Source organism: Pseudomonas wadenswilerensis (genome assembly GCF_900497695.1).
Lineage (GTDB): Bacteria > Pseudomonadota > Gammaproteobacteria > Pseudomonadales > Pseudomonadaceae > Aquipseudomonas > Aquipseudomonas wadenswilerensis.
The window spans coordinates 410,818-437,054 of the sequence record NZ_UIDD01000007.1 but is presented as its reverse complement, the minus strand read 5'-3'; the positions used below and the strand labels follow the sequence as shown (position 1 = coordinate 437,054).

General features: G+C 64.1%; 23 protein-coding genes and 1 pseudogene. 18 read left to right on the top strand and 6 right to left on the bottom strand.

Features of this window, described 5'->3' with window-relative positions; all coding sequences use genetic code 11:
* Positions 1–6: 6 nt before the first annotated feature.
* From CCOS864_RS13070 to CCOS864_RS13055, 4 genes are all read left to right on the top strand, one after another.
* Positions 7–1,500, top strand: coding sequence for an aldehyde dehydrogenase (locus CCOS864_RS13070; RefSeq protein WP_115086695.1), 1,494 nt, complete (start codon positions 7–9; stop codon positions 1,498–1,500).
* A gap of 86 nt (positions 1,501–1,586) precedes the next feature.
* Positions 1,587–3,026 carry an APC family permease gene (locus CCOS864_RS13065; RefSeq protein ID WP_115086694.1) on the top strand — a complete coding sequence of 480 codons (1,440 nt, stop codon included), beginning with the start codon at positions 1,587–1,589 and terminating at the stop codon, positions 3,024–3,026.
* The gene (locus CCOS864_RS13060; protein ID WP_115086693.1) at positions 3,023–4,405 is read left to right on the top strand and encodes an aspartate aminotransferase family protein; all 1,383 of its coding nucleotides are present in this window, start codon (positions 3,023–3,025) and stop codon (positions 4,403–4,405) included. The genes CCOS864_RS13065 and CCOS864_RS13060 overlap by 4 nt, the downstream gene beginning before the upstream one ends.
* A gap of 54 nt (positions 4,406–4,459) precedes the next feature.
* Positions 4,460–5,500, top strand: a complete 1,041-nt coding sequence (locus tag CCOS864_RS13055) for an ABC transporter substrate-binding protein (RefSeq protein WP_115086692.1) — start codon at positions 4,460–4,462, stop codon at positions 5,498–5,500.
* Positions 5,501–5,600: 100 nt separating this feature from the next.
* Here CCOS864_RS13055 and CCOS864_RS13050 read toward each other — a convergent pair.
* Positions 5,601–6,517, bottom strand: a pseudogene (locus CCOS864_RS13050) (LysR substrate-binding domain-containing protein); the annotation flags it as partial.
* Positions 6,518–6,709: 192 nt separating this feature from the next.
* Here CCOS864_RS13050 and CCOS864_RS13045 point away from each other — a divergent pair.
* A complete protein-coding gene (locus tag CCOS864_RS13045; protein WP_115087108.1) occupies positions 6,710–6,925 on the top strand; it encodes a hypothetical protein in 216 nt (71 codons plus the stop codon).
* Here the strand turns inward: CCOS864_RS13045 and CCOS864_RS13040 are convergent.
* Complete coding sequence (locus tag CCOS864_RS13040; protein ID WP_038995292.1) at positions 6,922–7,629, bottom strand: MgtC/SapB family protein; 708 nt, start codon at positions 7,627–7,629, stop codon at positions 6,922–6,924. The genes CCOS864_RS13045 and CCOS864_RS13040 overlap by 4 nt on opposite strands.
* A 463-nt stretch (positions 7,630–8,092) precedes the next feature.
* Here CCOS864_RS13040 and CCOS864_RS13035 point away from each other — a divergent pair, with 463 nt between their 5' ends.
* From CCOS864_RS13035 to CCOS864_RS13005, 7 genes are all read left to right on the top strand, one after another.
* Positions 8,093–10,240 carry an FUSC family protein gene (locus CCOS864_RS13035; protein ID WP_115086690.1) on the top strand — a complete coding sequence of 716 codons (2,148 nt, stop codon included), beginning with the start codon at positions 8,093–8,095 and terminating at the stop codon, positions 10,238–10,240.
* A complete protein-coding gene (locus tag CCOS864_RS13030; protein WP_115086689.1) occupies positions 10,230–10,430 on the top strand; it encodes a DUF1656 domain-containing protein in 201 nt (66 codons plus the stop codon). Before CCOS864_RS13035 ends, CCOS864_RS13030 begins: the two co-directional genes overlap by 11 nt.
* A 3-nt stretch (positions 10,431–10,433) precedes the next feature.
* A complete protein-coding gene (locus CCOS864_RS13025) occupies positions 10,434–11,375 on the top strand; it encodes an HlyD family secretion protein (protein WP_115086688.1) in 942 nt (313 codons plus the stop codon).
* A gap of 54 nt (positions 11,376–11,429) precedes the next feature.
* A complete protein-coding gene (locus CCOS864_RS13020; protein ID WP_115086687.1) occupies positions 11,430–11,894 on the top strand; it encodes a sterol desaturase family protein in 465 nt (154 codons plus the stop codon).
* Between the two features lie 138 nt (positions 11,895–12,032).
* Positions 12,033–12,509 carry a RidA family protein gene (locus CCOS864_RS13015; RefSeq protein WP_115086686.1) on the top strand — a complete coding sequence of 159 codons (477 nt, stop codon included), beginning with the start codon at positions 12,033–12,035 and terminating at the stop codon, positions 12,507–12,509.
* Positions 12,506–13,423 (top strand): pyridoxal-phosphate dependent enzyme, encoded by a 918-nt coding sequence (locus tag CCOS864_RS13010; protein ID WP_115086685.1) that lies wholly within the window; start codon positions 12,506–12,508, stop codon positions 13,421–13,423. The genes CCOS864_RS13015 and CCOS864_RS13010 overlap by 4 nt, the downstream gene beginning before the upstream one ends.
* On the top strand, positions 13,424–14,251 hold the full coding sequence (locus CCOS864_RS13005) for an AraC family transcriptional regulator (protein ID WP_166675737.1): 828 nt from the start codon (positions 13,424–13,426) through the stop codon (positions 14,249–14,251).
* Between the two features lie 9 nt (positions 14,252–14,260).
* Here CCOS864_RS13005 and CCOS864_RS13000 read toward each other — a convergent pair whose 3' ends face one another.
* Positions 14,261–15,172 carry a bile acid:sodium symporter family protein gene (locus CCOS864_RS13000; RefSeq protein WP_115086683.1) on the bottom strand — a complete coding sequence of 304 codons (912 nt, stop codon included), beginning with the start codon at positions 15,170–15,172 and terminating at the stop codon, positions 14,261–14,263.
* A gap of 127 nt (positions 15,173–15,299) precedes the next feature.
* Here CCOS864_RS13000 and CCOS864_RS12995 point away from each other — a divergent pair, with 127 nt between their 5' ends.
* From CCOS864_RS12995 to CCOS864_RS12985, 3 genes are all read left to right on the top strand, one after another.
* Positions 15,300–16,181 (top strand): Dyp-type peroxidase, encoded by an 882-nt coding sequence (locus tag CCOS864_RS12995; RefSeq protein ID WP_115086682.1) that lies wholly within the window; start codon positions 15,300–15,302, stop codon positions 16,179–16,181.
* 25 nt (positions 16,182–16,206) lie between these two features.
* Positions 16,207–16,956, top strand: a complete 750-nt coding sequence (locus CCOS864_RS12990; RefSeq protein ID WP_167458889.1) for a carbon-nitrogen hydrolase family protein — start codon at positions 16,207–16,209, stop codon at positions 16,954–16,956.
* Positions 16,957–17,140: 184 nt separating this feature from the next.
* Positions 17,141–19,042 (top strand): potassium transporter Kup, encoded by a 1,902-nt coding sequence (locus CCOS864_RS12985; RefSeq protein ID WP_115086680.1) that lies wholly within the window; start codon positions 17,141–17,143, stop codon positions 19,040–19,042.
* 8 nt (positions 19,043–19,050) lie between these two features.
* Here CCOS864_RS12985 and CCOS864_RS12980 read toward each other — a convergent pair whose 3' ends face one another.
* The 3 genes from CCOS864_RS12980 to pdxR form a co-directional block, all read right to left on the bottom strand.
* On the bottom strand, positions 19,051–20,307 hold the full coding sequence (locus CCOS864_RS12980) for an MFS transporter (protein WP_115086679.1): 1,257 nt from the start codon (positions 20,305–20,307) through the stop codon (positions 19,051–19,053).
* 30 nt (positions 20,308–20,337) lie between these two features.
* The gene (locus tag CCOS864_RS12975) at positions 20,338–21,402 is read right to left on the bottom strand and encodes a TIM barrel protein (protein ID WP_115086678.1); all 1,065 of its coding nucleotides are present in this window, start codon (positions 21,400–21,402) and stop codon (positions 20,338–20,340) included.
* A gap of 105 nt (positions 21,403–21,507) precedes the next feature.
* Entirely contained in the window at positions 21,508–23,004 is a 1,497-nt protein-coding gene (gene pdxR / locus CCOS864_RS12970; protein WP_115086677.1) for a MocR-like pyridoxine biosynthesis transcription factor PdxR, read from the bottom strand.
* A 188-nt stretch (positions 23,005–23,192) separates the two neighbouring features.
* Here pdxR and CCOS864_RS12965 point away from each other — a divergent pair, with 188 nt between their 5' ends.
* From CCOS864_RS12965 to CCOS864_RS12955, 3 genes are read left to right on the top strand one after another with little or no spacing between them, the layout of a single operon-like run.
* On the top strand, positions 23,193–24,173 hold the full coding sequence (locus tag CCOS864_RS12965) for a quinone oxidoreductase family protein (RefSeq protein WP_115086676.1): 981 nt from the start codon (positions 23,193–23,195) through the stop codon (positions 24,171–24,173).
* A 13-nt stretch (positions 24,174–24,186) separates the two neighbouring features.
* Positions 24,187–25,035 carry a TauD/TfdA dioxygenase family protein gene (locus CCOS864_RS12960; protein ID WP_115086675.1) on the top strand — a complete coding sequence of 283 codons (849 nt, stop codon included), beginning with the start codon at positions 24,187–24,189 and terminating at the stop codon, positions 25,033–25,035.
* Between the two features lie 45 nt (positions 25,036–25,080).
* Entirely contained in the window at positions 25,081–26,133 is a 1,053-nt protein-coding gene (locus tag CCOS864_RS12955) for a beta-keto acid cleavage family enzyme (protein ID WP_115086674.1), read from the top strand.
* Positions 26,134–26,237: the final 104 nt, after the last annotated feature.

Sequence of the window (26,237 nt, the reverse complement as noted above, 5' to 3'; positions counted from 1 at the left end):
TCTGCGGTGAAGCATTTCAACGAGTGGACAACCCTGGCGCAACAGCAGCGCCTGATCGACAGCGCGTTTATCGAAGGCGAGGCCTGTCAGGCCGCAAGCGGGGCGCGATTCGATGTCATCAACCCGGCCTCCGGCAAGCTGCTGGCCCAGGTTGCCGCCTGCGGCCAGATCGAGGTCGACCAGGCCGTGCACAGTGCTCGCCAGGCGTTCGAGCAAGGCTCCTGGGCGAAGCGCGCACCGGCCGAGCGCAAGGCCGTGCTGCTGCGCCTGGCGCAACTGATGCTGGAGCACCGCGACGAGCTGGCCTTGCTCGACTCGCTGAGCATGGGCAAGCCGGTGATGGATGCCTGGAACATCGACGTGCCGGGCGCCGCCCATGTGTTTGCCTGGTACGGCGAAAGCCTCGACAAGCTCTACGACCAGGTGGCGCCGACTGCCAGCAATGCCCTGGCAACCATCACCCGGGTGCCGCTGGGGGTGATCGGTGCGGTGGTGCCGTGGAATTTCCCGCTGGACATGGCCGCCTGGAAGCTCGCCCCGGCATTGGCTGCGGGCAATAGCGTGGTGCTCAAGCCCGCCGAGCAATCGCCGTTCTCGGCGCTGCGCCTGGCCGAGCTGGCGATTGAAGCGGGCATTCCCAAGGGCGTGCTCAACGTCGTGCCGGGCCTGGGTGAAGAGGCCGGTCGCGCCCTGGGCCTGCACATGGACGTCGATGCCCTGGTGTTTACCGGCTCCACCGAGGTCGGCAAGTACTTCATGCAGTACGCCGCGCAGTCGAACCTCAAGCAGGTGTGGCTGGAATGCGGCGGCAAGAGCCCGAACCTGGTGTTCGCCGATTGCCAGGACCTGGACCTGGCGGCCGAGAAAGCCGCGTTCGGCATCTTCTTCAACCAGGGCGAAGTCTGCTCGGCCAACTCGCGCCTGCTGGTGCAGCGCTCGATTGCCGATGAGTTCATTCAGCGCCTGATCGACAAAGCGCGCCAATGGCTACCGGGCAATCCGCTGAACCCGGCGAGCCGCGCCGGGGCCATTGTCGACTCTCGCCAGGCGCAGCGGATCATGCACTACATCGCGCAGGCCCAGGCCGAGGGCGCCCAATTGGTCTGTGGCGGACGGCAACTGAACTTCGACGGCTCGAGCAACTTCATCGAGCCGACGATTTTTACTGGTGTCACAGCCGACATGACCCTGGCCCGCGAAGAGGTATTCGGCCCGGTGCTGGCGGTCAGCGTGTTCGATGACGAAGACCAGGCGGTGGCCATGGCCAATGACCATATCTATGGCTTGGCGGCTTCGCTGTGGAGCGACGACCTCAACCGCGCCCACCGCGTCGCCCGGCGGCTGAATGCTGGCACGGTGTCGGTGAATACCGTCGATGCCCTGGATGTGACCGTGCCCTTTGGCGGCGGCAAGCAGTCGGGCTTTGGGCGGGATCTGTCGCTGCATTCGTTCGACAAGTACACGCAGTTGAAGACGACCTGGATTCAGCTGCGTGGCTGAGGGCCTGTGGGAGCGGGCTTGACCCGCGATGACGCCAGCACAGGCAACAACTCTGTTCTTCCAATAACAACAACTCGGAGCAACCGATGAACAGCAATGCAAGCGTGCAAACCGGCGCCCTGGCGCCGCCTGCAAGTCGCAAGAAACTCGGCCTCACTGCGCTGTTGGCGGTGGCCATCGGCCTGGTGGTGTCCCAGGGCGTGATGGTGCTGATGCTGCAGGGCGTCGGCATCGCCGGCCTGGGCTTTATCGTGCCCCTGGGCCTGGCCTACCTGCTGGCCCTGAGTTACGCCTGTTCGTTCTCGGAACTGGCGCTGATGATCCCACGCGCCGGCAGCCTGAGCACCTACACCGAAGTTGCCATCGGCCAGTTCCCGGCGATCCTCGCGACCTTTTCCGGCTACATCGTGGTGGCGATGTTCGCGCTGTCGGCCGAACTGCTGCTGATGGAGTTCATCATCGACAAGGTCTACCCGCACTCGATGCCGCCGTTGACCGTGGCCTTGGCGGTACTGGCGCTGTTCACGGTGCTCAACCTGTTCAACATCGACATCTTCGCCCGCCTGCAAACGGTGCTGGCGGTGGTGATGACCGTGGTGTTGCTGGTGATGGGCCTGAGCGCGATGAACAGCGATATTGTCGCGCCCAACCCGGCCCTGTTCGACAGTGCCCACTGGAACCCGTTGGGCCTGGGGGTGATTGCTCTGACGGCGATGGCGGTGTGGGGTTTTGTCGGCGCCGAGTTCGTCTGCCCGCTGGTAGAAGAAACCCGCCGTCCGGAGCGCAACATCCCGGGCTCGATGATGCTCGGCCTGACCATCATCTTCGTGATCATCAGCCTGTACGGGCTGGGCGCCTTGCTCACCGTGCCGCAGGCGGAACTGGCCAGTAACGGCCTGCCACATTACCTGTTCGCCACCACCGTTTTCGGTGAGGCCGGCAAGGTGTTCCTGGTCACCGCCGCGATTACCGCCACCTGCAGCACCCTCAACAGCTCGCTGGCCGCCATCCCGCGCATGCTCTTCGGCATGGCGCGCAACGGCCAGGCCTTCGGCATCTTCAAGCGTCAGGGCAAGCGCACCGGCGCGCCGTGGGTGGCGGTGCTGTTCATCGCTGCGGTCACCGGCCTGCCGTTGCTGCTGATGCACGACCATGCCGATGCGATCAACCAGCTGCTGCTGTCCGCCGCCCTGGCCTGGTTGCTGGCGTACATCATCACCCATGTCAACGTCATTGCCCTGCGCCGGCGTTACCCGCAGGTGGCGCGGCCGTTCCGTACGCCGTTCTACCCGTTGCCGCAGCTGTTCGGCATCGCCGGCATGCTGTTTGCGATCTGGAACGTCTCGCCCAGCCCGGACATGACCTTCTCGATTTTTGCCTACGCCGGCCTGGTGCTGCTGATCGTCTCGATCATCGCCGTGCTGTGGATCAAGGGCGTGATGGGCAAGCCGCTGTTCAAGCCCGAGCCGCTGGAAAGCGTGCTGGGCACTCAAAACGATAAAAACCCGCAAGGAGACTCGCAATGACCGCTCAAGTGAAACCTGTCCGTAGCACCGGCGATTACCAGGCAGCGGATGCCGCGCACCACATTCATGCCTTCCTCGACCAGAAAGCGCTGAACGCCGAAGGCCCGCGGGTGATCGTCCGTGGCGAAGGCCTGGCCTTGTGGGACAACGACGGCAAGCGCTACCTGGACGGCATGTCGGGGCTGTGGTGCACCAACCTCGGCTATGGCCGCAAGGACCTGGCCGCGGCTGCCAGCCAGCAGCTTGAGCAGCTGCCGTACTACAACATGTTCTTCCACACCACCCACCCGGCGGTGGTCGAGCTGTCCGAGCTGCTGTTCAGCCTGTTGCCCGCGCACTACAGCCACGCGATCTACACCAACTCCGGCTCCGAAGCCAACGAGGTGCTGATCCGTACCGTGCGCCGCTACTGGCAGATCCTCGGCAAGCCGCAGAAGAAGATCATGATCGGCCGCTGGAACGGCTACCACGGCTCGACCCTGGGCGCCACGGCGCTGGGCGGGATGAAATTCATGCACGACATGGGCGGGGTGATCCCCGATGTCGCGCACATCGACGAGCCGTACTGGTTCGCCCACGAAGGCGACCTGACCCCGGCCGAGTTCGGCCTGCGCGCGGCGCGCCAGCTGGAAGAAAAGATCCTCGAACTTGGCGCCGAGAACGTTGCGGCTTTCGTTGCCGAACCGTTCCAGGGCGCTGGCGGCATGATCTTCCCGCCAGAAAGCTACTGGCCGGAAATCCAGCGTATCTGCCGCCAGTACGACGTGCTGCTGTGCGCTGATGAAGTGATCGGAGGCTTTGGCCGTACCGGCGAGTGGTTCGCCCACCAGCACTTCGGTTTCGAGCCCGACACCCTGTCGATCGCCAAGGGCCTGACCAGCGGCTACATCCCCATGGGCGGCCTGATCCTGTCCAAACGCATGGCGCAAGTGCTGGTGGAGCAGGGCGGGGTGTTCGCCCACGGCCTGACCTATTCCGGCCACCCGGTGGCGGCGGCGGTGGCGATTGCCAACCTCAAGGCCTTGCGCGACGAAGGCATCGTCAGCCGGGTCAAGCACGAGACCGGCCCGTACCTGCAGCGCTGCCTGCGCGAAGTGTTCGGCAACCATCCGTTGATTGGCGAGGTGCAGGGCACCGGCCTGGTTGCCGCCTTGCAGTTCGCCGAAGACAAGGCCAGCCGCAAGCGTTTCGCCAACGAAAACGACATGGCCTGGCGTTGCCGCACCCTCGGTTTTGAAGAAGGCCTGATCATCCGCTCGACCCTGGGCCGAATGATCATGGCCCCGGCCCTGGTGGCCAGCCACGCCGACATCGATGAACTGGTCGACAAGACCCGTACCGCCGTAGACCGTACCGCCCGCGAATTCGGTCGCCTGTAAGCCCAAAAGCGGCCGGCGCGCGCGGGCGTGCCGGCCTATTAGAGGAACCGCTTCATGTCCAGATCCTTGCGTTGCTGTGTTCCCTTTGCCCTGGTTTTGCTGTGCAGCGCGGTGTCGGCTGCGCCGCAGAACCTCACTGTCATCTCCTTTGGCGGTGCCACCAAGCAGGCCCAGGACAAGGCCTACTTCCAACCTTTCAACGCCAGCGGCGCAGGACGCGTGGTTGCCGGCGAGTACAACGGTGAACTGTCGAAAATCAAGGCCATGGTCGATGTCGGCCATACCAGTTGGGACGTGGTCGAAGTCGAAAGCCCGGAGTTGCTGCGCGGCTGTGACGAGGGCCTGTTCGAGCGCCTCGATCCGGCGCGCTTCGGCGACCCGGCGCAGTTCGTCCCAGGCACCCTCAGCGAGTGCGGGGTGGCCACCTATGTGTGGTCGATGGTCATGGCGTATGACAACGGCAAGCTGGCCAGGGCGCCGAGTTCCTGGGCGGACTTCTGGAACGTCGCCGACTTCCCCGGCAAGCGCGGCTTGCGCAAGGGCGCCAAGTACACCCTGGAAATCGCCTTGCTCGCCGACGGCGTCAAACCCGAGCAGTTGTATGAAGTGCTGGGCACCGCCGAGGGCGTCAGCCGCGCCTTTGCCAAGCTGGACCAGATCAAGGGCAATATCCAGTGGTGGGAGGCCGGCGCACAACCGGCGCAGTGGCTGATCGCCGGAGACGTGGTCATGAGCGCGGCCTACAACGGCCGGATTGCCTCGGCGCAGAAGGAGGGCATGAAGCTCAGTATCGTCTGGCCGCAGAGCCTGTACGATCCGGAATACTGGGCGGTGGTCAAGGGCACGCCGAACAAGGCCCTGGCCGAGGACTTCATCGCCTTTGCCAGCCAGCCACAGACCCAGAAGGTGTTCTCCGAGGAGATCCCCTACGGGCCGGTACACCGCGAGGCGTTGAAGCTGCTGCCGGCGACTGTCCAGCAGCAGTTGCCGACCGCCGAAGCCAACCTGGCCGGGGCGCGGGCGGTGGATGCCGGGTTCTGGGTGGACCATGGCGAGGAGCTGGAGCAGCGCTTTAACGCCTGGGCTGCGCGCTGAGGCTGATTGGCAAGGCTTTGCCTTGCATCGCCGGCAAAGCCAGCTCCCACAGGTCAGGTGTACACCGATCCCTTGTGGGAGCCCGCGTTGCCGGCGATGAGTGCTTCAGTTCAGCCAGGCGGCAAACTGCTCCTTGCAGTAATCGACAAACAGCTGCGCAGGCTTGGTCAGCTGCGCACGCTTGAGCCAGCCGGCCACCAGTGCCGATCCGGTGACATCCTCGGCAATCTCCACACAGACCACTTCCTGGCCGTCATAGGTGCTGTGGCCATGGGGCTTGGTCACCAGCAGGGCAAAGCCAAAGCCCTGACCCACCATGCCGCGCACCATCTCGATCGATGGCGAGCTGAAGACGATGTTCGGGCTCAGTTGCAGCTCTTCGAAAATACTCACGAAATACGTCCGGCTCGGCTGCACATCCAGCAGGATCATCGGCTCCAGGGCCAGGTCACGGATCGACACCTGGGCCTGTCCGGCAAAGCGATGGCCGGCCGGCACCAGCGCATAGGGGCGCTGCGGTGCGGTCAGGGCTTCGGTCTCGATGGTGCTGTCGAGGTCGTGTTCGTAGAAGATCGCCAGGTCAAAACGCCCACCCGTCAGGCCTTGCACCAGTTCCTGCTGCTCGCCGTCCTGCAGGCGGATCTCCACGCCCGGAAAGCGCTCGCGAAAGCCGGCGATCAGGCGCGGCAGGTAGAGCGGGGCGACGGTTTCGAAGCAGCCGATGTCGATTTGGCCGCAGACCACGTCGTTGTCGGCCAGGGCGTTCTGCTCGAACTCGCGGGCCATGCGCAGCAGCTCCTGGGCCTTGCGGTAAAAACGCGCGCCACCGGGTGTCAGCGACACGCCCTGGGCGTGATGGCGGATGAACAGCTGTACGCCGAAGTTGTCTTCCAGGCCTTTGATCGCCGTGGAAATCGACGGCTGGGCAATGTACAGCTTGCGCGATGCCTCGGCGACGCTGCCGCATTCTACGGTGGTGACGAAATACTTCAGTTGTCGCAAGGTATAGGACGCCACAGTGCACCTCTGGCTGATTATTTTGCTACACGATACCCCTTGAGCGGCTGGGTGCTGCAGCGGATTTTGCTGGCCATTGAGCATATTTTCGCGGGTGTACCGTTGATCGCCTGGAAGGCACTGCGGGCCAGTGCCAAGCCTCGAAACTGTACGGCGCGCATTTGCTTGCGCCGCTTTTGCGAGGTAGTTGTCATGAGTCAGCCACGTCCCGAAGATGATCCGCTCTGGAAAGATCCGCTTATCAACCCGCAACGTGAACATGATCCGGTCACCGACCCGAATGTTCCCGGCGAACCGCAGCGGCGCGACCAGCCCCAGGACATCGAGCGCCTGCCCGATGCTCCGGACCAGGATGGCCGCTTGCCCGAGCCGGATCAGCCCACGCCGCTGTCGGACGAACGCCGTTAGTCCGCCGTCAGCTCCTGCACTTGCCAGCGCACCGAGCTGACGCCTTTCTCCAGGCTCACCCGGCTGACCAGGCGTTCCAGCTGGGTGGGTGCATCGGGGCTGCCCATCAGCTCGGCGCGCACTTCCAGCTTGGCCGGGTTGGCCAGGTCTTCGCTGTGCAACGACTGCAGGCGCAGGCCGTCGTTGCCGAAGCTGTGCAGCATCAGGCTGCGCACCTGGATCTCGTCCTCGGCACGGCAGGTAATACGCACTTCGAAACGTTGCTCGGCCTCGTTGGCCGGCAGCACGTCCTGATGATTCAGGCGCTGGGCGATGTCGCGCAGCAGGATGTTGGCGCACAGCACCACGCAGCTGCCCAGCGCCGCCTCCAGCAGCAGCCCCAGGCTGCACAGCACGCCGATGGCGGCGGTGCACCAGAGGGTGGCGGCGGTGTTCAGGCCGCGCACGTTGAGGCCATCGCGCATGATCACGCCGCCGCCGAGAAAGCCGATGCCCGAGACCACATAGGCAGCGACGCGCGAGGCGTCGGTCGCGGCCATGCCCGGCACCGCCTGGGTCATCAGCACGAACAGGCAGGCGCCGGTGCTGACCAGGGCGTTGGTGCGCAGGCCGGTCAGGCGCTGGCGCAGTTGACGTTCGGCGCCGATCAGCGCCCCGAGTACCAGCGCGACGGTGACGCGCAGCAGAAATACTTTCCAATCCATAGCAAACCTCGAATCCACGGCAATACGCCGCTTTGGCACCGAACCCCGGGGGTGATGCACGTGAATAAAGAGAATGCGCAGGGCCACGAACCTTCATCACCATTGAAGGTGCAAGGTGTGCGGGAGGGAGAATGAGGATTTGTCATCCGCAAGGGATGCGAATCGCCACTAACCGCCGTGTTCGGCGTGCCAGTGGCAGAAGGAACCTGCTGAACTAGCGCGCCGTGTGGACCTGTCGCAATCGACTAGAGCTACTGTCCAATGCAGGACTCCTGTGTAGGCATGCAAAAATGCGGGCGAGAAACTAACTCTCGGGCAGCGCAGGGTCAAGGTTAAAAGCATGACAATTTTTGCATCCGCAGCGGATCGTTCCAGATATGCAACGCTGAGGGTCATCTCGTTGTCTTTCCCTGATGGGCTTCAATAGCTACTGTTTCCCTCAAAGGACTTTCGAGAGACCTGTGTGCAACCTTTGATCAATTACTGGCGACTGGTGCTGCACCCAGGCGCAGACACCTTGCGCTTCGCCCTGCGGACCATCGTCGCCTGCCTGTTGACCCTGTACCTGGCGTTCATCTTTGACCTGGACCAACCCAAGTGGTCGATCATGGCGGTGTTCATCGTCAGTCAGCCCCTGGGCGGCATGACCTTGCAGCGCAGCTTCGCCCAGGTGGTCGGCACTACTCTGGGGGCGGCGGTGGCGGTGCTGATCATGGCGTTGTTCCCGCAGGCGCCGTTGCCGTTCATCATTACCCTGGCGCTGTGGCTGGCCCTGTGTACCGCCGGCGGCACCTTGCTGCGCTACACCAGTTCGCATGCCTTCGTGCTCAGCGGTTTTACCGCCGTAGTGGTCGCGATGCTGGCGATCCCGGAACAGGACAACACCCTGATGCTGGCGATTACCCGGGTCACTGAAACCCTGCTGGCAGTGGCCTGCGTATGTGCGGTCAGCCTGCTCAGTGCGCGGCCGCAGGCGGTGGCCAGCGGGTACTTTGCCAAGGTCGACAACCTGATCAAACTCATGGCCAGCCATGCCGCGGCGGCGATTCGCGGCGAAGAGAGCGCTGCCGAGTTCAGCCAGCGGCAGATGCAGATCCTCGGCGAGATCAGCGCCCTGGAAGGCTTGCGTCGGCACCTGTACTTCGACGCGCCGCATTTGCGCGGGGCCAATGGCCTGGTGCAACTGCTGGGCAACCAACTGGTGCTGCTCAGCTCGCGGCTGACGGTGCTGCGTAACCAGAAGCTGATGATCGCCGAGCGCTGGCAAGGCGATTACCCGCAATTCATCAGCCGCCTGCTGGCCGATGAGCTGGCCTTCCTTGACCTGCTGGCGCAACAGGGCCGGGCCTTGCCAGCGGAGGCCCGCGAGCACTTCAGTGCCTTGCAGCGGCGCTTCGACCAGGCCGCGCTGCAAGCCGAGCAACTGCAAAGCGACCTGCCAACCCCGCTGCGCTCGCTGGCCTGGGCCTTGCGCTGGGAGCAGGCGCGCCTGCTTGAACAGCTGGGCGAAATGCTCGAGCTCAGCGATGCCATCCAGGAAGGCCGGCCCGGAGACTGCCTGTACCGCCAAGGGCGCACCAATCCCTTGCACCTGGACTGGCGCCTGGCGGCAATGAACGCCAGCCGCGCCTTTATCGCCCTGGTTGCTGCCGGGCTGATCTGGATAGAGACCGCCTGGGACGGTGCCCGCGCCGGAATGATCCTGGTGGGGATTCTGTGCTCGCTGATGGCGACCTTTCCGCGCCCGCTGATGGCCGCGCAGAACTATGCCCGCGGCCTGGGGTTGGCATTGGTGGTGTCGGCGCTGTACCAGTTCTGGCTGATCCCCCAGGTAGTCGACTTCGAAATGCTCGCACTGCTGTTGTTGCCTTTGCTGTATGTGGTGGCGGTGGGGTTGTCGGGGCCGATGACCGCAGGGATCGGCATGGGCCTGGGGCTGTCGAGCTTTTTGCTGTTCGGCCCGCAGAACATCGGCGCCTGGCAAAACACCGCCATCCAGTGGTTCGAGTTTGCTGGCGCGTATGTCTGTGGCGCGGCGCTGTCGCTGATGGTGTATGCCTGGATTTTCCCGTTTAACCCACAATTACGCATCGAGCGCCTGTTTCGCGAAACCCGTGAACAGGTGTATGCCTTGCTCAAGGGCCCGGCGTCGGATGAACGCCAGTTCGCCTTTGAAAGCCGCATGGTCGACCGCCTGACCCTGATTATCGGCCTGCTGCCGGCGACCCGCGACGAACGCTCGCGGGCACTGTTCGAGGTCAACCTGGGTTGCATGGCCCTGGGCGTTGCCATGCGCCAGTTGCAGGAGCAGGGCAGGGCCAACCCGTTGCTGCCAGAGGCATTGCGCGTGCAGCTTGAGCAGGTGCTGCGCAATGCCGGCCGATACATCGCCGGGCGCACCTCGGTGGTGCTGCCGAGCTTGCTGCAGACCCTGCAGGCGCTGGGTGAAAGCCTCGACAACCTGCACGGCGAACAGCTGCAGGCGCCTGCCGAGCAGCTACGCTCGCTGTTCCGTATCCGTGTCGCCTTGCTGGTGATTGCCGGCTTCTTGCGCCACTACAGCCCCTATCTTGAACCTGCTGCAGAAGGAGCCCCGGCCCTTGCCCATTGATTTCGAGATTGGCGGCGTCTACCTGCCGCCGATTGCCCAGGCCTTGTTGCTGGCGGTGCCGCTGTTGATTGCCGTGCTTTGGCTGCTGCAAAAGCTGGGGGTCATGCAGCGGGTCTGGCATCCGGCCCTGTTTGAAGGCGCGCTGTACGCCTGCCTGTGCGCGTTGATCATCCTGTACATGGGGAGCTGAACCTTGAACGAACGTGTAGCCCAGGTCTCGACCCTGGTTGTGGTGGTGCTGGCGCTGGTGCTCGGCTGGTTTGCCTGGGAGCATTACACCCGTGCGCCGTGGACCCGCGATGCGCGGGTGCGCGCCGATGTAGTGACGCTGTCGGCAGATGTCGCCGGGCGCATCGTCAGCCTCAAGGTGGCGGACAACCAGCACGTGGACAAGGGCGAGCTGCTGCTGGAGATCGACCCCGAACGTTACGCCCTGGCGGTCGAGCATGCGCGCCGCGCCATCGAGGTGGCGCGGGCCAGCGAAGGCCTGGCCCAGGCTGCGATCATCTCCAGCCAGGCCCTGCTCAAGCAGCGCCAGAGCGAAGAGCAACGGCGGCGTACCTTGAAGCAGGGCTTTGCCATCTCCGGTGAAGAATGGGAGAAATCCAGCACCGACGTTGCCGTGGCCCAGGCCGAATTGATGCGCGGCCAGGCCAACCTGAGCCTGGCAACGGCAAACGTGCAACTGGCCAGCGCCGCCTTGACCCAGGCCGAGCTGGACCTGCAACGCACGCGGATCTACGCGCCGGTCAGCGGATATGTGACCAATCTGCTGACCCGTCAGGGGGATTACGCCACTGCCGGCGGGCCGCTGCTGGCGCTGGTCGATAGCGGCTCGTTCCATATCAGCGGTTATTTCGAGGAAACCAAGCTGCCGCGCATTCACCCCGGCAGCAAGGTGGATATCGCCCTGATGAGCGGCGAATGCTTCCAGGGCACGGTGCAGAGCATCGCCTATGCCATTACCGACCGCGAAAACGCCCCCGGCAACCGCCTGCTGGCCAATATCAACCCCAGTTACACCTGGGTAAAACTGGCCCAGCGCATCCCGGTGCGCATCGAGATCGACCCGGACTATGCCGGCAAGGCCAACCTGCGTGCCGGTACCACGGCCACGGTGACGGTGCGCGAATAGGGCCGAGGTGGTAGGCTTTGTGGCGTTTCTGCCCAGCCACGCGAACCTCGACGCATGATCCTCAACCTCGCTGTATTTCTCTGCACCCTGACGGCCATGGAGGGCATCGGCTACCTGGCGCATCGTTACATCATGCACGGCTGGGGCTGGTTCCTGCATCGCTCGCACCATGAGCCGCACCTGGGGGCGCTGGAAACCAACGATGTCTACCTGCTGGCCTTGGCCCTGATCGCCTTGGCCCTGGTGGCGCTGGGCCGGGCCGGGCATGCGCCGTTGCAGTGGGTGGGGGCGGGAGTGGCGGCGTTCGGGGTGATCTACGTGATCGTCCATGACGGCATCGTCCACCGGCACTGGCCGTTCCGGCCACGGCCGCGCAACCGCTACCTCAAGCGTCTGTACCGCGCGCATATGCTGCACCATGCGTTGAAGGGGCGGGACAACAACGTGTCGTTCGGCTTTTTGTACGCGCCGCCGCTGCGCAGGTTGAAGCAGCAGCTGCGGGCGCGGCAGCGCGGCTGAGATTTTCGCCGGCAAGGCCGGCTCCCACAGGGGATCTGTGCACGCCGGACCTGCCAGCGATCGAGCGCAATTTCATACAAGATTCCCACAGCCCAGTAGCAGTAGGCTGGCCAGGTTCCCTTCTCAAGGCCACCTGCCATGTCCGTATCCCCTCATCAGCGCCTCGAACAACTGGGCATCACCCTCACGCCGCCCAGCCCACCGGCCGCCGCCTATCTGCCCTGGGTGCAGAGCGGCAATCTGTTGTTCATCTCCGGCCATATCGCCAAGCACAACGGTGCCCCCTGGGTCGGCCAGCTCGGCCGCGAACTGGACACCGCCACCGGGCACATGGCCGCGCGCAGGGTCGGCCTCGACTTGCTCGGCACCTTGCTTGCGGCCACGGGTGACTTGAACCGCATCGCCAAAGTGGTCAAGCTGCTGTGCCTGGTCAACAGCAGCAGTGAGTACACCGAACAGCACCTGGTCGCCAACGGCTGCTCGGAACTGTTCGAAGAAGTCTTCGGCGAGCGTGGCAAGCATGCCCGTAGCGCTTTCGGTGCCAGCCAGATCCCGCTGGGCGCCTGTGTCGAAATAGAACTGATCGTTGAATTGACCAGTGGAGAAACCTTATGAGCCTGCACATCGAAACCCCGCTGGTGGCGTCACGCCCGTTGAGCCTGGCCAGTGGCCTGGACATCTGGCTCAAGCTCGACGCGCTGCAGCCGTCCGGTTCGTTCAAGCTGCGCGGCATCGGGGCCGCCTGTGAAGCCTATGCCAGGCAGGGCAAGCGCCGTTTCGTCTCCTCGTCTGGCGGTAATGCCGGGATTGCCGTGGCCGTTGCCGGGCGCATTCTGGGCCTGCCGGTAACGGTGGTGGTGCCAGAGACCACCACCGAGCGGGCCAAGCAGCTGATCCGTCAGGAACAGGCCGAGGTAATCGTGCATGGCAAGGCCTGGCACGAGGCCAACGCCCTGGCGCTGTCGCTGATGGGCGAGGACGACGCCTATATCCATCCCTTCGATGACCCGCTGCTGTGGCAGGGCCACGCGACCATGATCGATGAAGTCGCCGCCACGGGTTTCAAGCCTGATGCGGTGGTGGTCGCGGTCGGTGGCGGTGGTTTGTTGTCCGGGGTTTGCGAAGGCTTGGCGCGCAATGGCTGGGGCCAGGTGCCGGTATTCGCCGTCGAGACCGCCGGCGCCGCGTCGCTGGCAGCTTCCATGGCGAAAAAGCAGTTGGTGGCGCTGGACGGCGTCAACACCGTGGCTACTTCGCTGGCGGCCAAACAGGTGTGCCAGCGGGCCTTCGAGTGGAGTCAGCAGCGGCCGGTGTACAGCCATGTGGTCAGTGATCAGGCGGCGCTGGATGCCTGCGAGCAGTTCCTGCTGGACCAGCGCATCCTGGTTGAGCCCGCCTGTGGTGCGGCTTTGGCCCTGGCTTACGCACCAACGGCCGAACTCAAGCGCCACCAGAAAGTGCTGGTGATCGTATGTGGTGGCGTGACCGCAACCCTCGACCAGATCCGCCAATGGCGGGCGGCCTGCTAGTTGGATAGCGTCGTCCATCAGGCCCCCGGGCATCCAGGCGTGCGCCTGATCGATGCCCGCTACCAGCAATTTGCCTTTCCCCGGCATTTTCACCTGGAGTACCACATCGGCCTGATCGTCACCGGCCAGCAGCGCTACGCCGCCGGTGGCACGCGCCAGCTGGCCGGAGCCGGGGACATCCTGCTGATGGCCCCGGAGCATGTGCACGACGGTGCCAGTGCCGATGACCAGGGCTACGGCATCCGCATCCTGACCCTCGACCCAGCCTGGCTGGCCGAGGTGAGTCGCGATCTGAGCGACGGCCGACAAGGTTTGCCCAACCTCAATGCCCTGCAGCTGCGCCATCCGCAGTTGCAGCAGTTGCTCGATGGCCTGCACCGGCAACGCGACCCGCTGGCGTTCCAGAGCCAATTGTGGGAAACCCTGGCGCTGTTGCTCGGGCTGGGCTCGACCCTCAAGGTCAGCGAACACGGGCAGGGCTTCGATCCGCTGCTTTGGCGGCAACTGCGCGAATGGCTGGAGTCGCGCCTGGACCTGCCGCCAAGCCTGGAAGAGATGGCCGCTTTCGCCGACCTCAGCCCCTGGCAGTTGCTGCGCCGCTTTCGCAACCATTGCGGCCTGCCACCGCAGCAATGGCTGACCCAACTGCGCCTGGAACGGGCCTTGCCCAGGGTGCTGGCCGGCCAGCCGTTAAGTGCCATCGCCCTGGACCTGGGCTTCTACGATCAGGCCCATTTCAGCCGCTTGTTCCGCCGAACCTATGGCGCGCCACCCCGCGGCCTGGCGCAGGGCAAAGGCGTTGGCAGGCTGGCGCGCGCTGAAGGGTAGGCGTCGCGGTCAATCGCGAGTCAAGTCGGGGCGCTGCTGCGCCGCTCTTGCCGTCAGGGGCTCATGCCCACGGCTCACCCACCAGCCAAACCCAGCCGCGGTAAAGAACATGATCAAACTGTAAATCGCCGCCGGTATCGCCATGGTCGAGTTGTTCAGCAGGGTTGGGCTCAGCGCCAGGGCAATCGCCAAGGTGCCGTTGTGAATGCCGATCTCCATGCCGATGGCAATCGCCTGACGTTTGGGGATTTTCAGCAGGCGCGGCAGCCAGTAGCCGATGCTCAGGCTCAACAGGTTGAACAACAGCGCGGCGCCGCCTACCACCGGGGCATAGTCGACGACGGTCTGCCAGTCCTTGACCATCGCCAGGACAATCGTGAATACCAGAAACAGTGCGGCAATGATTTTCATCGGCCGCTCCATGCGCGTTGCAAATCCCGGCGCCAGATAGCGAATCAGCATCCCCAGGGCCACCGGCACCAGGACGATGGCAAACACCTGCAGCACCTTGGCGAACTGCAACGGGATGGCCTGGTCGGCGGCCATGAAGTAGGCCAGCGACAGGTTGACCAGCAGCGGCATGGTCAGGATCGCGATCAGCGAGTTGACCGCCGTCAGGGTCACGTTCAAGGCCACATCGCCATGGGCCAGGTGGCTGAACAGGTTGGCGGTGGTGCCACCCGGCGAGGCCGCCAGCAGCATCAGCCCGACCGCCAGCGCAGGCGCCAGGCCAAAGCCGTTGGCGATCAGGAAGCAGATAAACGGCAGCAGCAGGATCTGGCAGGCCAGGCCAATCAGCACGGGCCTGGGGAACTTCACCACCCGGGCAAAATCGGCCAGGGTCAGGGTCAGCCCCAGACCGAGCATGATGAAGCCCAGGGCAATGGGCAGGAAGGCACTGAGCAAGGGTGATGCAGTCATGGCGCAGACTCTTAAAAGGGGCGATGTACGCCAGTGTAGGAAAGGATTTCAATATCCATTACTTATCTTGCGGTTTATGCCCAGCAGACAGTAGCATCGCCGCTTTTACCCCAGGACCCGATTCCCGATGCAGTTTCAGCCAGGCATTCTCGCCGCCCCCGTTCCCGCCCAGGCCCGCCACCTGTTTTTCACCTTGCACTCGCCAGCTGCGCTGCCGGGCGTGCTCGATGCGCTGCTGCAACAGGTCGATGGCAGCCGTGTGGTGGCCGGTTTCGGTGCGCCGCTGGTGCAGGCCCTGGGCCGCAGCATCGACGGCCTGCGCGAGTTCCCACGCCTGACTGCGGCGGTCGACAACCCCTGCACCCAGCACGATCTGTGGCTGTGGCTGCGCGGTGAAGACCGCGGCGACCTGTGGCTGCTCAGCCAGGAGCTGGAGCAACTGCTGGCACCGGCCTTCACCCTGGCCGAGGCCACCGATGCCTTCCGCCACAAGACCGGCCATGACCTGACCGGCTACGAAGATGGCACCGAGAACCCGGTGGAAGACGCCGCCATCGAAGCGGCGATCCTCTCCAGCGATGTGCCGGGCCTGAACGGCTCGAGCTTCGCCGCCTTCCAGCTGTGGCGCCACGACTTGAATTGTTTCAAAGCTTTGCCGCAGGCCGAGCAGGACGACATCATCGGCCGGCGCAAAGCCGACAACGAAGAACTCGACGACGCGCCGGAATCGGCCCACGTCAAGCGCACCGCCCAGGAAAGCTTCGCGCCTGAGGCCTTTATCGTCCGTCGCTCGATGCCCTGGGCAGACGAGCGCGGCGCCGGCCTGGCCTTCCTCGCCTTCGGTCACTCCTTCGACGCCTTCGAAGTACAGCTGCGGCGCATGAGCGGCCTGGAAGACGGCGTGGTCGACGCCCTGTACCGCTTCAGCCGGCCGCTCACCGGCGGCTACTACTGGTGCCCGCCACTGGGCGCCCACGGGCTTGACCTGAGCGCCGTGCTCACGGGTTGAACAGCCCCTCCTTAAGGATGAAAGCATGACAATGACTGTCGCTTGCGCTCAAACCGTTGCCATTGCCCGGGACATTACCGGCAATGTGCAGCGTCATCTGCAGATGATGCAGTTGGCCGCTGAACAGGGCGTGCAGTTTCTGCTGTTCCCGGAACTGTCGCTGACCGGCTATGAACTTGACGCCGCGCCCGACCTGGCCCTGAGCTCGGACGATCCGCGCCTGGACCCGTTGCGCGAACTTGCCCGTAAACAGGCGATGTACAGCGTGGTCGGTGCACCGGTGCGCGTGCCCGGCAGTGGTCAGGTGTTGCTGGCGGCACTGATCTTTCGCCCCGACGGCAGTGTTGGCTTGTACAGCAAGCAGTATCTGCACCCCGGTGAAGACCTGGTGTTCACCCCGGGCAGCGGTGGCGATCTGCTGCCGCTCGGGGGCCAGCGGCTGGCGTTGGCCATCTGCGCCGATGCCATGCAACCCAGCCACCCGGCCCATGCCGCCAGGCTCGGTGCAGATGTCTATGCGGCGGGGATGCTGATTTCCCACAGGGGCATCGTTGCCGAGAGCCAGCAGATGGCCGGTTATGCCGTCGAACATCAGATGATGGTGATGCTGGCCAACCATGGCGGTGAAACCGGTGGCTGGCAGGCGGCGGGGCAGAGTGCGATCTGGGGCAGGGAGGGTGCGTTGATCGGCAGGGCGCAGGGGGCAGGGGAGTGTCTGGTGATTGCTCGGCAGGACGATGGCGGCGCGTGGGCCGGGACGGTGATCGGGCTGTAGATCGATCGCGGGGCAAGCCCGCTCCCACAGTAGATAGGTGTACGTCAGACCTGTGGGAGCTGGCTTGCCAGCGATGAGGCCAGTCCAGCCAGCCGACAAATGTAAAAAAATTTTACGGACTTTTTACGAAGACGCGTTACGCAGAAAGGGATACTGCCCGTGCATTTCTTCGAGACGTCCTACCGTGAGCCAAGCCGCAACTTCCGCAAGCGCCCATCCCCCCGTAAAAACCTCGTCACTGAGCCTGTTGATCGCCGCTGCCGGCGTGGTCTATGGCGATATCGGTACCAGCCCGTTGTACACCCTCAAGGAGGTCTTCGCCGGCCATTACGGCGTACAGGCCAACCATGACGGCGTGCTCGGCATTCTGTCGCTGGTGTTCTGGTCGCTGATCTGGGTTGTCACCATCAAGTACGTGCTGTTTGTGCTGCGCGCCGATAACCAGGGCGAAGGCGGCATCATGGCCCTGACGGCCCTGGCCCGGCGTGCGGCGGCGCCGTATCCGCGCTTGAGCCGGGTGCTGGTGCTGCTCGGGCTGTTCGGTGCTGCGCTGTTCTATGGCGACAGCATGATCACCCCGGCGATCTCGGTGCTGTCGGCGGTAGAGGGGCTGCAACTGGCCTTTGACGGCATCGACCACTGGGTCGTGCCCCTGGCGGTGGTGGTGCTGGTGGCGCTGTTTCTGATCCAGAAGCATGGCACCGCACGCATCGGTATCATTTTCGGCCCTGTCATGGTGTTGTGGTTCAGCGTGCTCGGTGCGCTGGGTATCTATGGCATCGTCCAGCGTCCGGAAGTGCTGCTGGCGATGAACCCGGCCTGGGCGGTGAACTTCTTTATCGTGCACCCGGGCATCGGCGTGGCGATTCTCGGTGCAGTGGTGCTGGCCCTGACGGGCGCCGAGGCGCTGTATGCCGACATGGGCCATTTTGGCCGCAAGCCCATCGCCCGCGCCTGGATCCTGCTGGTGCTGCCGGGCCTGGTGCTCAACTATTTCGGCCAGGGTGCGCTGATCCTCGGCAACCCCGAGGCGGTGCGCAACCCGTTCTACCTGCTGGCCCCGGACTGGGCGCTGCTGCCGATGATCGCCCTGGCCACCCTGGCGACCATCATTGCTTCCCAGGCAGTGATCTCCGGTGCGTTCTCGCTCACCCGCCAGGCCATTCAACTGGGTTATGTGCCGCGCATGTTCATCCAGCACACCTCCAGCCAGGAGCAGGGGCAGATCTACATCGGTACGGTGAACTGGGCGCTTATGGTCGGTGTGGTGCTGCTGGTGATCGGCTTCGAGTCGTCCGGCGCACTGGCGGCGGCCTATGGTGTGGCGGTGACCGGCACCATGCTGATTACCACCTTGCTGTCCTCGGCGGTGGTCTTGTTGCTGTGGAAGGCGCCGCGCTGGCTGGCGGTGCCGTTGTTGCTGGGCTTTTTGCTGGTCGACAGCCTGTACTTTGCCGCCAACGCGCCGAAAATCTTCCAGGGTGGTGCCTTCCCGGTGATCGCCGGCATTGTCTTGTTCATCCTCATGACCACCTGGAAACGCGGGCGCAAGATCATCGTCGAGCGCCTCGACGAGTCGGCCTTGCCGCTGCCGCTGTTCATCAGCAGCCTGGCCGCACAGCCGCCGCACCGGGTGCAGGGCACTGCGGTGTTCCTCACCGCCCGTGCCGACGCCGTGCCCCATGCGCTGTTGCATAACCTTCTGCACAACCAGGTGTTGCACGAGCGGGTGGTGCTGCTCACCGTGGTGTCCCAGGATCGCCCACGGGTGCCAGTGGCCCAGCGTTTTGAAGTACAGGCATTTGGTGAGGGCTTCTACCGGGTCAACCTCAACTTCGGCTTTATCGAAGAACCCGACGTACCGGCGGCGCTGCAGCTGTGCCACCTCAAGGACCTGGATTTCAGCCCGATGGCCACCACCTACTTCCTTAGCCGCGAGACGGTGATCCCGACCAAGCGCATCGGTATGGCGCGCTGGCGCGAGGCGCTGTTCGCGTTCCTGCTCAAGAACGCCAACAGCAACCTCAAGTACTTCAACCTGCCGCTGAACCGGGTGATCGAGCTGGGCACCCAGGTCGAGATGTAACCCGGGCCCTAGGCGGTGGCCGCTGCCGTCAGCGGCGCCGCCTTGCGCACCAGGCGCTGCAGGCGGCTGGCGATGGCAAAGCCGATCAGCGCCAGCAGCATCATGGCGATGAACACGTAGTTGTAGCCTTGCTGGCCGGGGAAGTGGTCAAGGATTGCGCCGTAGCCGACGTAGGCGAACATCCCCGGTGCATAGCCGATCAGGCAGCCGATGCCAAACGCAGAACCGGTGATGTGCGGGGCAATCCCGACTTCGCCCATCGGCGCCCAGAACACCCCGCGCATGGAAAACACGATGAAGGCGAACGACAGCGTCGCGGCCATGCCGGCATAGATGAAGCCCGGGCTCTTGGGCACCAGGAGAATGATCGCCATCATCGGCAGCAACGCCAGAAACGCCCACTTCAGGTAGCGGCTGGGGCTCTTGAAGTGTTTGTCGGCGATGAAACCGCCCGCCGGCCCGCCGAGAATTTTCAGCATGTACTGGTTGATGATGCCGTAGGCGCCGACCAGGGCCACCGGCAGGCCGTAGACTTCCTTCAGGTAGGGGATGAAGTAGGTCAAACCGCAGTAGACGATATAGACCATGAACACGTTGAAGCTGACCAGCCAGATCGCCGGCACCTTGATTGCCTCCATAAGGTTGGCCAGCGGGTTCTTGGCGCTGGTCTGGGCCTGCGCCGGATTGCCTTTGAGCAAGAACCAGGTCAGCACCCCGGCGGCGATGTCGATCAGCGCGTAGAACAGGATCGCCGCTTTCAGGCCGTGTTCGCCGCTGCCCAGGGCAATGAACACGCCCAGCGCGGAAAACGCCACCAGGGTGTCGACCACGCCGCGCCCGCCTTCGAGCAGGCCGAACATGCGCCCTTGTTCCTGGTCGTTGCCCAGGCCGCGAATGGCTTTGAGCAGCGCCGGCCAGTAGATGCAGTCGGCGCACACCGCCAGCAGGCAGAACACCAGCATCAGGCTGCTGAACGGCGGGAAGGTGGCCAGGTACAGGCCCAGGGCGCCGGTACCGATCAGGCCCAGGGGGATCAGCTTGCGGGTGTCGTAGCGGTCAGCCAGCATGCCGCCGACCACGAACAGGCCGGTGGCGATGATGGCGTTGGCGCTGAGCAGCAAGCCGATCTGGGTGTGCGAGAGGCCCATGAACTCCTGCATGGGTACGTAGAACGCGTCCTTGAGGTTGGCCAGCTTGTAGACGGTGCCGCCACCCAGGATCAGTATCAGGAACTTGAACCATTTGGCCTTGTTGTGCGCAGTCATTGTTATTCTCCAGGCGTAGTGGGGTAGGGCTCAAAGGCTGGCAGGGCTGGCCAGGGTCAACTCGGCGAGGGTGCGCAGCTCGGCCAGCAAGGTCTTCACGTAGCTGACCTGGTTGTTGGCCCAGCGTTGTTCGCCGGCCAGCATCTGCTCGAGGGTCAGGCCTGCGGGCAGGGGCGTGTCGCTCATTTCCCGGTAGGCAATGAACGGATCGGCCGGCTCGTTGTGTTGACGGAAGGCCGGGGCGAGGTAGTGGTTTTCCTGTTCGAGGATGAAGGCGATCACTTGGGGCTGCTGTTCACCGAGCATCAGCAACTCGAACAGCATGCGCGCGCCGGGCAGCTCGTCCTCGGCGCTGCCTTGCAGTACCCCGCAGTGGCCAAAGCCCTGGTCTTCGGCCACCACCCGCACGCCCTTGAGGTGGCTCTGGCGAATATGCGGGGCGAGGTTGTGCAGGGCCTGCAGCGGTTGTTCGCAGGCGTTGATCATGTTGCCGAAATCGAACAGGGCATTGAGCCGTGGATGGTTGGCCTGGCGCAGCAACTGGGCGATCTCGTCGCTCTTGAGCTCCTCATGCTGCTCGAAATCAAAATTCAGGTCGTGGGCATCGGCCAGCCGGGCCAGGTACAGCAGGTCGCCACCGATCTGGTCCATGACCTGTGACAGCAGGCCTTCATAACGTGAGTACACGCGAATGTTGCGGCTGCCGATGACCTTGGCCACGGCCACCACCGCATCGACGTCGGCCTTGCGCGTGCTGCTGATTTCCAGGTGCACATCAAGTTGCAGGGCCCGGGCCTTTTCAGCAAAGGCGCACAATTGCGTCGTGTTCATTTGCCCCAGGCTGTTGTGCTCACCGTCGAGCATGTGCAGGCTCAGGCCGGCCAGTTCATGGCGGTAGGCGAAGTCGAGCAGGTCGAACGGGGTGACGCGCCCGTGGGTGAGGTTGGTCAGCAGCGGGTAGGCGTGGGCAAACAGCCGCGCCTGGTCGAGGCGTTCAAGCAGGCGGCTGGCCAGCTCGCGGGTCAGCAGTGGCGCCTGGGCACCCTGGGCATTGTGGTTCAGTAACGTAGCGAAGCGTTCTTGTAATGTGTTCATTCGAGTCGTTCCTGGTGCGGACACCGGTTCTACCGGCGCGTTCTTTATCGCGCCGCGGAGCAACACTCGATAGATCCATTACCAATCAATTGATAAGGCCACTGCTCAGACCTGGTGGCCAATCGCCCTGAGGGCCTGCACCAGCGCCTCGACCTTGGCTTCGGCCTGATCCTGGGGCGTGCCGGCAAAGCCGAGCAGCAGCGCCGGTGGCAAGTAGCGTGTGAGGCAGTAGTCACTCAAGGCGTAGGTATGCACGCCATGCCCGGCCAACTGCCGGGCCAGTGCCTGGTCATCCAGCTGCGGCGGGAGCCAGGCAATCAGGTGCATGCCGGCTTCGACCGGGGCAACCTGCAAAAAGCCGCCCAGGCGCCGTTGCAACACCTCCAGCAAGCACTGCTGGCGGGCCTGGTACAACGTCCGCATGCGACGGATATGGCCAATGAAGTGGCCTTCACTCATGAAATCGGCGGTCACTGCCTGCAACAGGGTCGGCGGGCTGCGGTCGAGCACCGCGCGCAAGGTGCAGAACGGTTCGACCAGTGCCGGGGGCAGAATCACGTAACCCAGGCGCAGGGAAGGGAACAGCACCTTGCTGAAGGTGCCGACGTAGATCACCCGGTCGCCTCGGTCCATGGCGTACAGCGCCGGCAATTGCCGGCCGCGGTAGCGCAGTTCGCTGTCGCAGTCGTCTTCGATAATCCAGCTGCCACTGGCCGCCGCCCAGTCAATCAGTTCCAGGCGCCGGTTGTGGCTGAGGGTCATACCCAGCGGGTGTTGCCGTGACGGGGTGGTGAACACCAGGCGCGCCTCGGGGCATTCGCCAATGGCGTGTTGCACATCGAGGCCCTGATCGTCGATGGGGACGGGCACCACCCGGCAGCCATGGGCCTGAAAGGCGATACGCGCGGCGATATGACCAGGGTCTTCCATCCATACCGGCTCGTCCGGGTTGAGCAGCAGCATCGCCAGCAGGTTGAAGGCCTGCTGGGCGCCGGAGACGATCACCACTTGCTCGGCGTTGCAGTCGATGCCGCGGGCGTCGAACACGTACTCGGCAATCGCCTGGCGCAGCGTCTGCAGGCCTTGCAACTCGCCGTAACCGAGCATGGCCTTGCTCGGCTTTTGCCCGTGGCGGTTGAGCAGGCGCTTCCACAATGCCTGGGGAAAGGCTTCGAAAGCGCCATGACTGGGCAGGAACGAGGTCGGTGCTTGATCGCCGCAGTGGGCGTAGGACACCCCGCGAAAATGATCGCTGCGCAGCGACAGCATCGTCCGGCTCAAGTCCGAGAGCTTGGGCGCGGCCGCTGCTGGCGGCTCGGCGCCGGCGCTGCGCTGCCACTCGTCACTGACATAGGTGCCAGCGCCGGTGCGCGAGACCAGAAAGCCTTCGGCAATCAACTGGTCGAAGGCATTGAGCAGGGTGATGCGCGATAGTTGCAGCTCCTGGCTCAGGGTGCGCGTCGAGGGCAAGCGAATGCCGCCCTGCAGGCGACCGGTAAGAATCTGCTTGCGAATCTGCAGGTACAGCTGGCGGTAGAGCGGGGTGCTGCTGTCACGGTCCAGCTCAATACCTGCAAACAGCAAACCGGCGGGGGACTTCATCGAGCTCTCGCAGACACTAAGAAGGGCCTGGACATGCTACGAGAAAGCCCGCCAGGCGGCCAGCCCAGGGCGCTTGTCATCAAATGAAAACAGCTTGTCGTCCGATGCGAAGCACCTGCCTGGCGTAGGGCATAGAGTCCAGTCAACAAGAATTGACGCACGGCGTCAGGATGACTGGAGTGACATGCATGGCCAAAGTCGTACGCTTCTATGAAACCGGTGGCCCCGAGGTACTGCGCTACGAGGACGCCGAGGTCGGCGAGCCGGGCCCGGGCCAGGTGCGCCTGCGCCAGGTGGCGGTGGGTCTGAACTACGCCGACACCTACTTTCGCAACGGCACCTATCCGATCCCGTTGCCCAACGGCATGGGCGTGGAAGCCTCAGGGGTGGTGCAGGCGGTGGGCGAGGGCGTGACCCAGGTCGCCGTTGGCGACCGGGTGACCTACACCGGTTTTCTCAACACCCTGGGCGCTTATTGCACCGAGCGGTTGATTCCGGCGGCAGCCTTGATCAAGTTGCCGGAAACCATCGCCTTCGAAACCGCCGCAGCGATGACCATGCGCGGCCTGACCTCGGCCTACCTGATGCGCCGCCTGTATGACTTCAAGTCCGGTGACACGGTGCTGCTGCACGCCGCTGCCGGCGGTGTCGGCCTGATTGTCTCGCAGTGGGCGCGCCTGCTCGGGCTGACGGTGATCGGCACGGTGTCCACCGAGGCCAAGGCTGAAGTGGCCCGCGCCCATGGTTGCAACCACACCATCAACTACAGCCATGAAGACGTGGCCAAGCGCGTGCGCGAGCTGACTGATGGCGTCGGCGTCAATGTGGTGTTCGACAGCGTCGGCAAGAGTACTTTCATGGCCTCGCTGGACTCGCTCAAGCGCCGTGGCCTGATGGTCTGCGTCGGCACTGCCTCCGGCACCATCACGCCGTTCGACCCGCAGATCCTGGCGATCAAAGGCTCATTGCACCTGACCCGCCCGGCGCTGGCCGACTACATCGCCGACCCGGCCGAGAAGGCCGACCTTGCCGGCGAGCTGTTCGAGCATGTCAGCAGCGGGCGGATCAAGATCGAGATCAATCAGCACTACGCGTTGCAGGATGCGGTCCAGGCCCACCGTGACCTGGAAGCGCGCAAGACCACCGGCTCGTCGATCTTCGTCATCTGAAGAGGGCAACAGCATGCACATCGAACAACTGACCTGCGCTCTCGGTGCCGAAGTCACCGGGGTCAATCTGGCAGATGCGATTCATGACGACGACCTGTTCGAGCAACTGCGTGCGCAGTTGCTCAAGCACCGGGTGCTGTTCCTGCGCGATCAGACCTTCAGCCGCGCCGAGCACGTCGCTTTTGCCCGGCGCTTTGGCGAGCTGGAAGACCACCCGGTGGCCGGCAGCGACCCCGAGCACCCGGGCCTGGTACAGATCTACAAGCGCCCGGACCAGCCCGCCGACCGCTACGAAAACGCCTGGCACACCGACGCCACCTGGCGCGAGGCACCGCCCATGGGCTGCGTGTTGCGCTGTGTGGAATGCCCGCCGGTAGGCGGCGACACTATGTGGGCGAACATGGTGCTGGCTTACCAGAACCTGCCGGAGGATGTGAAAGCCAAGATCGAGGGCCTGCGCGCCCGGCACAGCATCGAGGCCAGTTTTGGCGCCGCGATGCCGATGGAAAAACGCCTGGCGCTCAAGGCGCAGTTCCCCGATGCCGAACACCCGGTGGTGCGTACCCACCCGCAAACCGGTGAGCAGGTGCTGTTCGTCAATGCTTTCACCACCCACTTCAGCAACTACCACACCCCGCAGCGGGTGCGTTTCGGCCAGGACGCCAACCCCGGTGCCAGTGATCTGCTGCGCTACCTGATCAGCCAGGCCTACCTGCCCGAATACCAGGTGCGCTGGCGCTGGAAGCCCAACAGCGTGGCGATCTGGGACAACCGCAGCACCCAGCACTACGCGGTGATGGACTACCCGCCTTGCCACCGCAAGATGGAGCGCGCCGGGATCAAGGGCGACCGCACCTTCTGAAGGCCCGCAACACCCCAGGACAATAACAAGACCGAGGACTACAGCATGCAATTCTTCGACGATTCGTTGCACCCGGAAAACATGGAAAAGGTGGTGATCACCGTCGCCCCTTATGGCCCGGAATGGATGCCAGAGGACTTTCCCGAAGACATCCCGCTGACCATGGACGAACAGGTGCAAAAGGCAGTCGACTGCTATGACGCCGGCGCCACCGTACTCCACCTGCACGTGCGCGAACTGGACGGCAAGGGCTCCAAGCGCCTGTCGAAATTCAACGAACTGATTGCCGGCGTGCGCGAAGCGGTGCCGGAGATGATCATCCAGGTCGGCGGTTCGATCTCGTTCGCCCCGGAAAGCGATGGCGAGGCGGCCAAGTGGCTGTCCGATGACACCCGGCACATGCTCGCAGAGCTGACGCCCAAGCCCGATCAGGTCACCGTGGCGATCAACACCACGCAGATGAACATCATGGAGCTGCTGTATCCGCAGTACCTGGAAGGCACCTCCCTGGCCCATCCGGCGATTCAGGCCGCCTACAGCGAAATGACCGTACCGGCCGGTCCCGCCTGGGTGCGCGAACACCTGCGCCGTTTGCAGGCGAGCGGTATCCAGCCGCATTTCCAGCTGACCGGCATGCACGCCCTGGAAACCCTCGAACGCATTGTGCGCAAGGGTGACTACATGGGCCCGCTGAACCTGACCTGGATCGGCATTGGTGGCGGCTTCGACGGCCCCAACCCGTTCAACTTCTTCAACTTCATTCACCGTGCACCCAACGGCTGCACGCTGACCGCCGAATCGCTGCTGAAAAACGTGCTGCCGTTCAACACCATGGCCCTGGCCATGGGGCTGCACCCGCGTTGCGGCAACGAAGACACCATCATCGACCAGCACGGCAAGCGCTTCGGTTCGGTGCAGCAGATCCAGCAGACCGTGCGCGTGGCCCATGAACTGGGCCGTGAGATTGCCAACGGCAAGGAAGCGCGGGCCATCTACCGCATTGGCGAGCAGTACAGCAGCATCGAGCAGACCCTCCAGGCCAACGGCATGGCGCCTAACCGCCAGCCGGGCCAGAAGGGTGTGCCGCAGCGCGCCTGATTGGCCAGGCCCGGTACGTGTTTACGTGCCGGGCCGCCGATCCGCAGCGCTGACCGTCGGGCTTTTCAAAAACAATAAAACTCATGCCAGACAACCCCAAGGAG